This window comes from Frankia sp. Allo2 (assembly GCF_000733325.1).
Lineage (GTDB): Bacteria > Actinomycetota > Actinomycetes > Frankiales > Frankiaceae > Frankia > Frankia casuarinae.
In genome coordinates this window covers 94,993-107,339 of record NZ_JPHT01000006.1, presented here as the reverse complement: position 1 = coordinate 107,339, position 12,347 = coordinate 94,993, and the positions used below count along the sequence as shown (strand labels likewise).

At 70.2% G+C, this 12,347-nt stretch carries 14 protein-coding genes and 1 other RNA gene; 7 read left to right on the top strand and 8 right to left on the bottom strand.

What is annotated here, in order from left to right:
• The first annotated feature begins 84 nt into the window (after positions 1-84).
• Positions 85-828 (top strand): zinc ribbon domain-containing protein, encoded by a 744-nt coding sequence (locus ALLO2_RS06895; RefSeq protein ID WP_011435879.1) that lies wholly within the window; start codon positions 85-87, stop codon positions 826-828.
• A 49-nt stretch (positions 829-877) separates the two neighbouring features.
• Positions 878-2,014, top strand: a complete 1,137-nt coding sequence (locus ALLO2_RS06890; RefSeq protein ID WP_011435880.1) for a bifunctional RNase H/acid phosphatase — start codon at positions 878-880, stop codon at positions 2,012-2,014.
• 56 nt (positions 2,015-2,070) lie between these two features.
• On the opposite strand, the gene ALLO2_RS06885 is transcribed toward ALLO2_RS06890, so the two are convergent.
• The 6 genes from ALLO2_RS06885 to rnpB all read right to left on the bottom strand — a co-directional run bounded on the left by ALLO2_RS06885 (position 2,071) and on the right by rnpB (position 4,848).
• The gene (locus ALLO2_RS06885) at positions 2,071-2,457 is read right to left on the bottom strand and encodes a hypothetical protein (protein WP_023840527.1); all 387 of its coding nucleotides are present in this window, start codon (positions 2,455-2,457) and stop codon (positions 2,071-2,073) included.
• Complete coding sequence (locus ALLO2_RS06880; RefSeq protein ID WP_023840526.1) at positions 2,438-3,349, bottom strand: hypothetical protein; 912 nt, start codon at positions 3,347-3,349, stop codon at positions 2,438-2,440. Before ALLO2_RS06880 ends, ALLO2_RS06885 begins: the two co-directional genes overlap by 20 nt.
• Positions 3,350-3,442: 93 nt before the next feature.
• Positions 3,443-3,685, bottom strand: coding sequence for a helix-turn-helix transcriptional regulator (locus ALLO2_RS06875; RefSeq protein WP_023840525.1), 243 nt, complete (start codon positions 3,683-3,685; stop codon positions 3,443-3,445).
• Positions 3,686-3,874: 189 nt separating this feature from the next.
• Positions 3,875-4,141: a type II toxin-antitoxin system RelE/ParE family toxin gene (locus ALLO2_RS06870; RefSeq protein WP_023840524.1), complete on the bottom strand. Its 267-nt coding sequence runs from the start codon at positions 4,139-4,141 to the stop codon at positions 3,875-3,877.
• Between the two features lies 1 nt (position 4,142).
• Positions 4,143-4,394 (bottom strand): type II toxin-antitoxin system Phd/YefM family antitoxin, encoded by a 252-nt coding sequence (locus ALLO2_RS06865; RefSeq protein WP_232234943.1) that lies wholly within the window; start codon positions 4,392-4,394, stop codon positions 4,143-4,145.
• Positions 4,395-4,435: 41 nt separating this feature from the next.
• An RNA gene (rnpB, locus tag ALLO2_RS23155) (RNase P RNA component class A) lies at positions 4,436-4,848 on the bottom strand.
• Between the two features lie 334 nt (positions 4,849-5,182).
• Here rnpB and ALLO2_RS26960 point away from each other — a divergent pair.
• From ALLO2_RS26960 to ALLO2_RS06845, 4 genes are all read left to right on the top strand, one after another.
• Positions 5,183-5,524 carry a lipopolysaccharide assembly protein LapA domain-containing protein gene (locus ALLO2_RS26960; protein WP_023840523.1) on the top strand — a complete coding sequence of 114 codons (342 nt, stop codon included), beginning with the start codon at positions 5,183-5,185 and terminating at the stop codon, positions 5,522-5,524.
• A 75-nt stretch (positions 5,525-5,599) separates the two neighbouring features.
• Positions 5,600-6,214 carry a PaaI family thioesterase gene (locus ALLO2_RS06855; RefSeq protein ID WP_011435887.1) on the top strand — a complete coding sequence of 205 codons (615 nt, stop codon included), beginning with the start codon at positions 5,600-5,602 and terminating at the stop codon, positions 6,212-6,214.
• 386 nt (positions 6,215-6,600) lie between these two features.
• Positions 6,601-8,550, top strand: a complete 1,950-nt coding sequence (locus tag ALLO2_RS23140) for a serine/threonine-protein kinase (RefSeq protein WP_052154518.1) — start codon at positions 6,601-6,603, stop codon at positions 8,548-8,550.
• Positions 8,551-8,707: 157 nt separating this feature from the next.
• Positions 8,708-9,007, top strand: coding sequence for a GlsB/YeaQ/YmgE family stress response membrane protein (locus tag ALLO2_RS06845; protein ID WP_011435889.1), 300 nt, complete (start codon positions 8,708-8,710; stop codon positions 9,005-9,007).
• A gap of 131 nt (positions 9,008-9,138) precedes the next feature.
• Here the strand turns inward: ALLO2_RS06845 and ALLO2_RS06840 are convergent, their stop codons facing one another.
• Complete coding sequence (locus ALLO2_RS06840) at positions 9,139-9,789, bottom strand: MBL fold metallo-hydrolase (RefSeq protein WP_011435890.1); 651 nt, start codon at positions 9,787-9,789, stop codon at positions 9,139-9,141.
• A 201-nt stretch (positions 9,790-9,990) separates the two neighbouring features.
• Complete coding sequence (locus tag ALLO2_RS06835; protein WP_011435891.1) at positions 9,991-11,079, bottom strand: S-(hydroxymethyl)mycothiol dehydrogenase; 1,089 nt, start codon at positions 11,077-11,079, stop codon at positions 9,991-9,993.
• Positions 11,080-11,343: 264 nt separating this feature from the next.
• Here ALLO2_RS06835 and ALLO2_RS06830 point away from each other — a divergent pair, with 264 nt between their 5' ends.
• A complete protein-coding gene (locus ALLO2_RS06830; protein WP_011435892.1) occupies positions 11,344-12,333 on the top strand; it encodes a ParA family protein in 990 nt (329 codons plus the stop codon).
• Positions 12,334-12,347: the final 14 nt, after the last annotated feature.

The following is a 12,347-nucleotide window of genomic DNA, read 5'->3' as shown; positions in this document are numbered from 1 at the left end:
GGAGGCCCGGGTCACGGAGGGCGCCGCGTCGGGTCTGGTCAGGTCGGCCAGGTGTAGTCGTTCAGGCGTACCAGTGAGGAATCGATGAAGGCCGATCCAGCAGTTCAGCTCCGCCTGCTCGATCTGCAGGCGCTCGACACCGGTATCGACCGGTCGGTGGCCCGCCGACGCGGTCTGCCGGAGCACGCCGTCATCACCGAGCGCACCGCCGCGCTGACCTCGTTGGACGGTGAGGTCGTCGGGGTGCGGACCGAGCTGAGCGACGTCGCGCGTGCCCAGCGCAAGCTGGAGAACGAGATCGACCTCGTGCGGACCCGTTCGGCCCGTGACTCCCAGCGGCTTGATTCCGGCGCCGTCTCGACGCCGCGTGAGCTGGAGAACCTGCAGGCGGAGCTCGCCTCGCTGACCCGTCGTCAGGGCGTGCTCGAGGACGACGCGCTCGAGAAGATGGAGATCGTCGAGGGCCTGGAGAGCCGGCTCTCCGCGTTGTCCCAGCAGCGATCAGCCCTGCAGGCCGAGCTCGACGCGGCGGTGGCCGCGCGGGACAAGGCCTACGCCGAGCTCGATGCCGAGGTGGCGCGGCTGCGCCATGACCGCGACGCTCTCGTCCCGGAGCTGCCCGAGGCGCTGGTCACGCTGTACGAGCGGATCCGGGCGTCCTCCAGCGGAGTGGGCGCCGCGGCCCTGCTGCGCCGCCGCTGCCAGGGCTGCCATCTTGAGCTGTCGGGCGGCGACCTGCGCGCCGTGGCGGCGGCGCCGGGGGATGAGGTGGTGCGCTGTGAGGAGTGCCGGCGCATCCTGGTCCGTACCCCCGAATCGGGGCTGTAACACCGTCGGCGGGACCCCCGCCTCGGGGGTAGACGAGGGGAGCATGTAGATGGGCACCGTGCGCAGGCTGGTCATCGAGGCCGACGGCGGGTCGCGGGGTAACCCGGGCCCGGCGGGCTACGGGGCCGTGGTCCGCGACGCCGGCTCGGGGAAGCTGCTGGCCGAGCGCGCGGACTCGATCGGGCGCGCCACGAACAACGTCGCCGAGTACTCCGGGCTGATCGCCGGGCTGCGGGCCGCCGCTGAGATCGCCCCGGACGCCGAGCTGGAGGTCCGGATGGACTCCAAGCTCGTCGTCGAGCAGATGAGCGGCCGGTGGAAGGTCAAGCATCCGGCGATGCGGCCGCTGGTGGCCGAGGCGACGGAACTCGCCGCCCGGTTCCCCGCGGTCCGTTTCCAGTGGGTGCCCCGCGCGCGCAACGCCGACGCCGATCGGCTCGCGAACGAGGCGATGGACGCCGCCGCCGCCGGGCGGGCCTGGGAACCCGCGGTCCCGCAGTCCCCGGACCCGGTCCCGCACCACGCGCCGACGACGAACCGGCTCTCCGGCTGGATGGCGCCGCCCGCACCGCCGACGACGACCGTGCTGCTGCGTCACGGGCAGACCCCGCTCTCGGTGGAGAAGCGCTTCAGCGGGACGGTCGAGGCGGCCCTGACCGACGTCGGGCTCGGCCAGGCCGCGGCCGTAGCGAACCGGCTGCGCGACGAGCCGTTCGATCTCGTCGTCAGTTCGCCGCTGAAGCGGGCCCGGCAGACCGCCGAGGCCCTCGGCCGCGACTACGTCGTCGTCGACGATTTGCGGGAGACCGACTTCGGCGCCTGGGAGGGGCTGACCTTCGCCGAGGTGCGTGAGAAGTTCCCCGATGAGCTCAATGCCTGGCTCGCCGACCCGCACGTCCCGCCGCCCGGCGGGGAGAGCCTGATCGCCACCGTGGCCCGGGTAGCGCGGGTGCGTGACCGGCTGCTCGCCGAGCAGCCAGGCGGGCGGGTCCTCATCGTCTCACACGTCACGCCGATCAAGGGGTTGGCCCAGCTGGCGCTGGCGGCGGAACCGGCCGTGCTCTACCGCCTCCACCTGGATCTGGTGTCGATGACGACCATCGACTGGTACTCCGACGGCCCGGCGGTGCTACGCGGGTTCAACGACACCCATCACCTGGCGGGCCAGACGATCTACGGCGAATAGGGGCAGCTCAGGCGGGTTGATGCGGGGTCAGGGCCGAGGCTGCCGGCCCCGCGGCGCTACCGCGCCCGCAGGGCCGCCGCCGCGGCGCTGACCTGTTCCTCCGTCGGCGCCACATACGTGAAGTCCCGGCCGCGGAGATAGTCGAGAAACGCCGGCTCCGGCGGAAGATCGTGCTCCTCCAGATAATAGGCGATCGATGCGTCCCAGACCCATTCCCCGTCTGTCAGGAGAGCAATCGGCACTCTTTTTTCGCGTGACTCGTCCAACTGGTCGACATCGAGACCGGCGGCGCGCATGATGACCGCACCCTGCCGCAGGTAGGCGAGGAAATCGGAACGCTCACGACCAGCCGGCAGGTCTAGGCGGTCGACGATGAAGGGAACTCCGTCCGCTGTGCCGTCGAAGACCTTCGCTACCTTGAGGTCACCGCGAATCAGAGGCATTGTCATCACCCTTGGTCTTCGGATGGAAGTCGATCCAGGCGCCATCGTATGGAATGGTCTCTTCCAGGACACCGAACTCGTTACGGCGTCTTGATGTCGTCCACACGTTACCGCGGTCGTCGGCCCAGGCCAGCTCGGTCGGTGCCGTCACCGCGACCCCGAGTTCGTCCGCGACCTTCTGGGCCACGGGGTTGTCGCCCTGCCCGGTCTCGCAGGACAGCAGCCGCACCGGTCGGCCGCGCCAGTTCTCGTCGGCGCGGATGAGCGCGCCGAGCTGCCGGGCGTCGAGCGCGACCTTGCCGACCCGGAATCCCGACGGGTCGCCATGCAGGTCGGCTGTGTAGGTTCCCGGGACCGGCTCGGCGGCCATCGCGGTCCTCCGCATGTCCGTGTCGGACTTCTCGAAGAAGGCGCGTCCATCTCGAGTCGGGAGGCTTTCCCGCCAGATCCTCGTGAGCCGCCACCCCAGCTTCTCCGGTCCGGCCGGCCGATCCTGCTTCCTGGCCGCGTCCATCTCACCGCCGGGCCCGCGGTCGAGCAGCGCGAGCTTGCGTTCCACCGGCGAAGGATCGGCGGACCGCGTGTCCTCTACCGACCGACGGTCGGCCGGCCACGGGGCACGATCATCCGAGGTGTTCCGGCGGTCGAGCGCGTCCAGCTTGGCGTCGATCCTGGAACGTTCCGTCTCCGGCCGCGCCGAGCCTTCAGGGGCCGAGCCTGCGGATGCCAAGCCATCGGATTCGGTGCCGTCGGCGGAAACGGGGGAGCCTGCCTCCGGTGATGTGAGCCGGTCGAGCAGCCGCGCCTTCACCTCGGCCTGGCTCGGCCCAGCCCCCGGTCTCCAGGGAGCGGCCGGCGCATCGACGCTCGCATCCGGCCGTTCGATCGACATTGCCACCTACCGTAGCAGTGTCACCACATCATGGCTAGAAACGACCAGTCAGGTGAGGACGGCGACCCAGCGTTTCGATCCCTCCAGAGATGATCAGCGCCGAGTGTCGGAGGAGGGTTGGTGGTCGGCTCTCTCCAGCCTGGCGATCTGGGGCTGCACCAGGCCGACGACAGCCGCCAGCTGACGCTGACTTAGACCGTGCTCGGTGCGGTATCGCACCACCTTGTTCGCAACGTCGCGGGCGAAAGCCCTGCGGTCCGGTGCGTCACGGAACTCGGCATCCGCGCGGTTGTCCTCAATGACCTGGTCGAGAGGCTTGAGAGCTGCGAGCTTCATGCGTCACCCTCCACGTCGTCGAGACGTTCTTCGGCCGACCTGACGGCTTTTCGGATCGGTGTCGGCCTCGACACCGATGACCAGGTTCGGCCCGATCCGTCGATAGAACGCGCGCCATGGACAGCGGCCCTGTCGTGGACGTAGGCAGGTGATGGGCGATCTTGATATCACTGTGTCGAGTCGCTCGGGTCAGAGGTGCCGGTACACCTCACGTCGATGGGCGACGTGAACGATCGTGACGAGAACGCGGGTGTGGTCGACTTGGTAGATCACCCGATATTCACCAACTCTGATCCGCAGTATCCCGGTGGGTTGGCCGGTGAGGGCCCGGGCCCCGGAGGGGCGGGGTTCCGCCGCGAGTCGTGTCACCGCGATCAGGATCCGTCGAGCGGCGGAGGCGTCGAGCTTGCGCAGCTCTCGCAGCGCCGCAGTCGCCCACTCGACGGTGTGCGCCACGTCAGTTCAGGCCGAACTCGGCGAGGACGTCGGCATGGGGTACGCGAGGCTCCTCGGCGGCCAGCGCCTCTCGGGCGACGGCGAGATCCGCTTCGTCCTCTGCCGCTTCCAGCTCACGGAGATCTTCTATGGAGATTACTGCCGCGACCGCGCGACCGTGACGGGTCAGGACGATCCGCTCCCGGGCGTGCTCCGCCTTGGAGACGATCTCGCCGAGGTGGTCGCGTGCCTCGCTGATCGGCATCTCACTCATCCCCAGATTGTACAAACCGGGGAGCGGTCGGGCCGCTGAGGCGGACGAGGTGGCCTATAAGCCGGGTCCTGTACCGGCTCGCCTCACGGCTCGCCGGCGGCGACCATCTCTCTCGGGCTGCCGTTGCCGGCAGCCTCCAGCGGTCCACCCGCAGGCTCGGGCGGGCAGCCCTCGAACGCCTGCGCGGTCCGCGACCTGTGACGGCCACGGGCCTTCTGACCTTGCTCCGGGCGGGGTTTACCGAGCCGCCCAGGTCACCCTGGGCGCTGGTGCGCTCTTACCGCACCGTTTCACCCTTACCGGCGCCGGGACCGGCACCGGCGGTCTGTTTTCTGTGGCACTGTCCCGCGGGTCACCCCGGGTGGGTGTTACCCACCGCCCTGCCCTGTGGAGCCCGGACTTTCCTCGGCGACGCCGGACCGGCCGGCGCCGACGCGGCCGCCCGGCCAACTCGTCCGCTTCCTTCAGTATAGAGTGCTTCCCGGTCCACGCTTCCTGGGCGTAGGGCTGATCGGGCTGTCGGTGCGCGGAGCCGGCCGATCGGGCGGGATGGCGGCGGGTCGAGGAACAGGAAGATCATGACGGGACCGAAGCAGCCGGGCCAAGGGTTCGGCGACGCGGGGCGTGTGGCCTCTCCGTCCGCCGTTCCGTCCGCGCCCGCGGCGCCTGCGCCGGCCGGGCAGACCCCCGCGGCCTCGCCTCCTGGAACGCCCGCCGGCCAGGTTCCGGTTGGTTCGGTTGGTCGAGCCGGTCCGGGCGGTCCGGGTGGTTCAGGCGAGGTGGCGCCCGTGCCGCACCAGCCGGTCCACCCGGGCGCACCGGATTCTCCCGGCGTCCCGGGTGCGCCCACTGGCGGCGCCCGGCCCCCGCGTCGCGGGGTTGCCTACACCACCTATGCGATCACCGTGCTGGTGCTGCTCATCGCGATCGCTGTCGTGGTCTTCGTCGTGCAGAACGACGCGCGCGTGAGCATCTGGCTGTTCGGTTCGACCAAGCAGATGTCGGTCGCGGGTGCACTGGCCGCCTCGGCCGCCGCCGGTCTCGTCGTTGGCCTACTCATCGGTGTCATTCCTCAGATCAGGCTGCGCCGCGAGTTGCGCCACCTGCGTCGCGCGGCCAGCCGCCGGTAGCTGAGCGGAGTCCTTGGCCGCGGGTCGGCCGGTAGCCGGTTGGTGTAGCCGGTTGGTGGAAGGGACGTCGGCAAGATGCCAGGCGGATCCCACCGCGTCGGTACAGTCCGGGTCGTGACGCCGTTGCGAACAGATCTGCCACCGGGAGCACAACTCCCGCCACGTCCAGCGAACGCACCGGCGCCTGGCACCGTGCTGCCGTCCCACTACGTGCGGTGCTTCGCCTGCGGTGACCAGTCCGCCCACGGACTGCACCTACGGGTCGACGCCGATGCCGGGCTCGCGCTGTGCGCGACGTTCGAGGTGACCGAGCATCATCAGGGAGCGCCGGGCCTCGCCCACGGGGGCCTGCTCAGCTGCGCCCTCGACGAGGCGTTGGGTGCGCTCGGGCATCTGACCCGGACCAGCCTGGTGACCGGCCGGCTGGAGACGGACTTCCTGCGGCCGGTACCCGTGGGCACTGTCCTGCACCTGAGCGCGCGGGTCGAGGGCGTGCTCGGCCGGCGGGTCTACGCCAGTGGCGAGGGACGGTTGAACAGCCCTACCGGACGGGTCGCGGTCCGGGCCCGAGGGCTGTTCGTCGAAGTACCCATGGAGCACTTCGTCACCCATGCCCGGGCCGAGGACATCCAGGCGATCGAGCAGGATCCGGACCTGATCCGGCTACGCGAACATCAAACTATTTTCTGATCTTCGAATCTCCTGATCTCCGAATCTCGGAATCCGCTCACGGGCAGGACTCGTTTGCTCGCTGTGATTCGACCGCGCGGACCGTCACATCTCCGTCACAGATCCGTCACAGATTTAGCTGGCACGGTGGACGTGGCAACCGGGATCGAGTCGTTGGGTCGGCTCCCCGGAACTGATTGGAACCGGCAGGCCAGGCCGATCGGTCGGGATCGACCGCTTGTGCCTCGGCCGGGAGCTCCGGGCCTGTCGGGATGCTCCATCGACCGTTGCCTCGGCCACTGCGTCGGAACGTTCGGAGCTGCGGTCGGCCCCGGCGGCCAATCCTCGCCGGCTGTCGGTCGGCTCGCGGCGGAAAGCTCGACGGAAGGGAGGGCGCGGTGCCGGCGATGTCGCTGCGCTCTGGCGATCCGGAGCGGATCGCCCGGTTCACGCTCACCGCGCGGCTCGGCTCCGGCGGTATGGGAGTCGTCTACCTCGGCATCGACGACGAGACCGGAGGGCCGGTCGCCCTCAAGGTGATCCGGTCGGACTTCACGGCCGATCCCGAGTTCCGCAGCCGGTTCCGTCGCGAGGTCGCGGCCGCCCGGGCGGTCGACGGTGCCTGCACCGCGAGGCTGGTCGATGCCGATCCCGACGCCGAGGATCCGTGGATGGCAACCGAGCACATCCACGGCCAGAGCCTCGCCGAGGCGATCGCCGACCGGGGCGCGCTGGCCATGCCGGTCGTCATGGCGCTGGCGACCGGGCTCGCCGAGGCCCTGAAGTCCATCCACGACGCCGGCATCGTCCATCGGGACCTGAAACCGGGCAACGTGATCCTCAGCGAGGACGGCCCGAAAGTGATCGACTTCGGCATCGCGGCGGCGGTCGACGCGACGGCCGCTACCAGGACGGGGGTGTTGCTGGGCAGCCCGGGTTACATGGCCCCGGAGCAGGTCACTGGACGCGGCGAGATCGGCCCGCCGGCGGACGTCTTCGCCTGGGGCCTGACGGTACTGTTTGCCGCGTCGGGGCGACCCCCCTTCGGCACCGGCCGGCCCGACGCACTGCTGTACCGGGTGGTCCACGACGAGGCCGACACCGGGGATGTTCCGCCGGCCCTGCGCCCAGCGGTCCGCGCGGCGCTGCTCAAGGAGCCCATGGCCCGGCCGAGCGCCCACGCGTTGCTGCGCGTGCTGATCGGGTCTACTGGCGACCCGGGGCGCGAGACACGCCGGATACTGCGGGACGCCTGGCTCGCTCCACCGGTGGCGACCCGTGTGAGGAGCCTTCTGCCGGCCGTGGAGGAGGATACCCACGACGCCAAGACGCAGATCCGCCTCGATGCGCCGGAGAGCGCCGGCGCGGGGACAAACGGCGCGGGGACAGCGGACCGGGCGCCACTCGGGACCGGTGGTCCGGCGGGCGAGTCCGGGCAGGTTGGCGAGTCCGGGCAGGTTGGCGAGTCCGGGCAGGTTGGCGAGCTTGGGCAGGTTGGCGAGCTTGGGCGGGTCCGCGGGTCCGCGCCCGGCGAGGATGACGGTCCGGCCGGTGGCCGGCCGACTGGAGATGATCATGATGTGGCCGCTTCCGCCGAGGTAGCTTCCGCCGGGGCGAAGCGGCCCCTGTCCGGCCGGCGGGCCCGCGCCCGACGCCACCCGCGCCGGACCGCGGGTCTGGCCGCCCTGGCCGCGACACTCGCGGGCCTGGCCGCCCTGAGCGCATCCGAGGCCGCCAGCGACCTCGGTCCGCGGGCCCCCGGGACGGCCGCCAGCTCCCGGGCGACGGGCGGGGAACTGGAGCCCGGCCCGCACGACGTGCCACCCACCCCGTCGTCGCGTGACGACGTCCCGGCCCGATCGGGACGTACTCCTGGGCCACTGGGGCTCCCCTCACCCTCTGTCATCGTTCCTCCCGCCGGTTTGTCGTCGGGGCGGCCGATCCCCGGGTTCCGGGGCACGGTCGGCCAGCTCACACAGGCCAAGGCGTTCACCGACTTCGTCGCCGCCCACGACACCCAGATCATCTTCCTCGACATCTCCACCCTCGCCGAGGGTAACGAAGGGGCCTTCTACCCCGGACCGGACTTTGGGGGGGACAACCGGCCCAACTTCACCCTCTTCGACGCGTGCGGGGCGCTCGGGCCGGGGGAGCCGCCCGGCTTCGAGCCGGGGAAGGAGTGCTTCGGGAGCACGTACCGCCTTGCCGAGATGGCGCACAGCGGTGCTTCCTTCGGCTACGTGCAGGGTTCCTACCGGCTGCGTGGTTATTTCTGGGTCGACCTGGTACCCGGAATGCACCAGGGATTCGCGAACATCAATCTGCGGGCCGTCGACGTCCGGGATCTTCCGCGTTGACGGACGGGCGGCGTTCCGCCGGATTGGGCCTATTTTCCAGGAAAAAACCAAATAAGGAAGGTTTGTGCATCCGGTGCAGGTCGGGTGCCCGCGGTGTTTGTGCAGCCGGGTTCATGGAGACGAAGAGGAGGCAGACTCAGGCTCTGGAGGGTGTTCGGTGTTCCAAATTCTCTGGATCGTTCTGGCCGGTCTGGTGATCGGTCTTCTGGCCCGTCTGATCGTCCGGGGTCGGCAGAACATCCCACTCTGGCTGACGGTCGGGTTCGGTATCATCGGCGCGCTGGTGGGTAACGTAATCGCGAGCGCGCTCGGCGTGCGCCACACCGGCGGCTTCGACTGGATCCGGCACATCCTGCAGGTTGGTGTCGCGGTCGCGCTAGTCGCGATCGTCTCCCCGATGTGGGCGGCGCGTCGCGGGCAGAGCAGCGGCACCCGGCGCACCGCGGGCCGACTCTAGCCTGGTGCGCACACCCGGGGTCCGGTGCGCACACCAGGCGGTGATGCGGGGAAGCGGCCGGTCAGCGGCCGCTGACCGGCTCGGTCGTGCCCGCGCCGGTTGCGCCCGCTCGGTGGCCGCTCAGTGGCCGCTCAGTGGCCGCGGCTCACCCAGTCGTCGTAGTCGATACCCTCCTCGCCGATGGTCGTGTCGTCGCCGTGACCGGTGTGCACGACGGTGTGCGCGGGCAGGGTGAGCAGTCTGGTACGGATCGAGGCCAGGATGGTCGGGAAATCGGAGTAGGATCGCCCGGTCGCCCCGGGACCCCCGCGGAAGAGCGTGTCGCCGCTGAACAGGACCGGGTCGCCGTTGATCTCCCCGAACAGGCAGATCCCGCCGGGAGAGTGGCCCGGGGTGTGCAGGACGCGCAGTGCTCCACCTTCGGGCAGGCTGATGAGCTGTCCGTCCGCGAGCGCGTGGTCGGGCGCCCGGTGCGGATAGATCGCCTTCCACAGCACCACGTCGGCGGGGTGCAGCGCGATGGGCGCCCGGACCAGGTCCGCGAGCTCCGTCGCCGCATTGATGTGGTCGTTGTGACCGTGTGTAGCAATGATCGATGTGACCACGCGGGTGCCGATGGCCGCCGCGATCACCGACGGGTCGTGCGCGGCGTCGATGACCAGTACCTCGTCGTCGTTTCCCACGAGCCAGACGTTGTTGTCGACCGTGAACGACTGACCGTCGAGCGTGAAGTCGCCGCGTGTGATCACCCGATCCACCCGAAGCCCGGTATTGACGATCATTGCGTCCCCTCCTCGACCCGATCGGTCTGCCCGCTGCCCGCTGCGCGTGTCGCGGGTGCCGTCGGACGGCGGTGCACCCGGTGGGGTCGACCGTATCCGGCGGTTCCCGGCTCCGGGTGGACCCGCCGCCAACGAAGCTCGCCAGTGAGCAAAGGCTTGGTGAACGATGGTTCAGTAGATGGCGGCCCGGTGAACGACGACTCAGAGGATGACGACGCTGCGCAACACGTCGCCGCGCTGCATCCGGGTGAACGCCTCCTCGACGTCGCCGATCCCGATGGTCTCGGTGACGAAGGCGTCGAGGTCGAGTCGGCCCCGGCGATAGAGGTCGATGAGGATCGGGAAGTCGCGGCTCGGCAGGCTGTCGCCGTACCAGGACGACGACAGGTGACCGCCGCGGCCGAAGACCTCGGCGAGCGGCAGCTCCACGGTCATCGTCGGGTCGGGTACACCCACCAGGACCAGCCGCCCCGCCAGGTCGCGGGCGTCGAAGGCCTGGCGGTAGGTCTCCGGGCGGCCCACCGCATCGATGACCACATCGGCGCCGAAGCCGTCGGTGAGCGCCCGGATGGCCGCCACCGGATCGTCTGCCGTGGCATTCACGACATCGGTGGCACCGAAGCGTCGGGCCCAGGTGAGCTTCCGGTCGTCGACATCGACCGCGATGATCTTCCGCGCTCCCGCGATCGAGGCGCCGGCGATCGCCGCGCCGCCGACCCCGCCGCAGCCGATCACCGCCACCGTCTCACCCCGGGTGACCCTGCCGGTGTTCACGGCGGCACCGAAACCGGCCATCACCCCGCAGCCGATCAGCCCGGCCGCCTCTGGCCGGGCCGCGGGGTCCACCGGCACGCACTGGCCCGCGGCGACCAGGGTCAGCGGCGTGAACGCGCCGATGCCCAGCGCCGGCGCCAGCGGCGTCCCGTCCGCCAGGGTCATCGGATTTCGCGCGTTGCGGGAGTCGAAGCAGTACCAGGCCATGCCGCGCCGACAGGCCCGGCAGGTTCCGCAGGGGGCCCGCCAGGCCAGCACCACGTAGTCACCCGGGGCCAGACCCACCACGCCCTCGCCCACCGATTCGACGGTGCCGGCCGCCTCGTGCCCCAACAGGAACGGATAGTCGTCGTTGATCGCGCCCTCGCGGTAGTGCAGGTCGGTATGGCATACGCCGCAGGCGCGCACCCGTACCCGTGCCTCGCCTGGACCCGGATCTGGAACAACGATCTGCTCCAGCGAGACCGCGGCGCCCTTCTCCCGGGCCACCACCGCTTCCACCGTCTGCGCGCCCATCCCGGATCCCTTCTCCTCGAGTCTCCTCGAGCACTGATCGGAGAGATGAATCCCTCGTCGAACCGGAGCGGTCACCCCCCGGTGTCTGATTTCCTACCTCCGTTGGTGGGGTCCGTCCAACACAGGTGGGGTCCGTCCAACGTGGTCACGCCGCTCATGGCGCGACACGCCGCTTTACGGCCACCCGGCGCCACCGAGAACGGGTCGGTGTCGGTACGCTCCTACCGGTCCGTTTCTGCTCTTTGTAGAAGGAGCAATCCCTCAGTGGTCCGTTTCACCGACACGTCGTCCGTCGCCTCACCGACCCGCCGCTTCTATGGGGAGGTGACGGTCGGTGATCCCCGCCTGTCCGAGGACGGGCGGCTCGAGGCCGGCGGTGAGAGTGTCGATGCGGGGGTGGGCGAGCCCGGACCCACCGGACGGCCGCTGCCGTCGTTTCCCGTCCCGCCCCCGCTGACGTCGCACGGTCCCGCCTGGATCGTCGCGATGTGCAACCAGAAGGGCGGGGTCGGCAAGACCACCAGTACGATCAACCTGGGTGCCGCTCTCGCGGAGTACGGCCGGCGGGTACTCCTCGTCGACTTCGATCCTCAGGGTGCGCTGTCGGTCGGGCTCGGCGTCAACCCGATGCAGTTCGACCTGACAGTGCACGACCTCCTGCTGGGCGGGGACGCCGACGTCCGCGAGGTGATCGTCGAGACCCAGGTCGATGGGCTCGACCTGCTGCCGAGCAACATCGACCTGTCCGCCGCGGAGGTGCTGCTGGTCACCGAGGTCGGCCGCGAGCACAGCCTCGCCCGCGCGCTGGCGCCGATCCTCGACGAGTACGACGTCATCCTCGTCGACTGCCAGCCCTCGCTCGGCCTACTGACCGTGAACGCGCTGACGGCGGCGGACGCCGTCATCGTCCCGCTGGAATGCGAGTACTTCGCGCTGCGGGGAGTGGCGCTGCTGTTGCAGACCATTGACAAGGTGCGCGAGCGGCTCAACTCGCGCCTGGAGCTCGCCGGCATTCTGGCCACCATGTACGACGCCCGCACCCTGCACGCCCGGGAGGTGCTGGCCCGGGTCGTCGAACGGTTCCCGGACGAGGTGTTCCACACTGTGATCAACAGGACGGTTCGGTTCCCGGAGACCACGGTGGCCGGCGAGCCGATCACCACCTACGCCCCGACGTCGGTGGGGGCTGCCGGCTACCGGCGACTCGCCCGGGAACTGATGGTCCGGCACGACACGCCGCCAGCCGTCGGCTGAACCGGGACAACGAG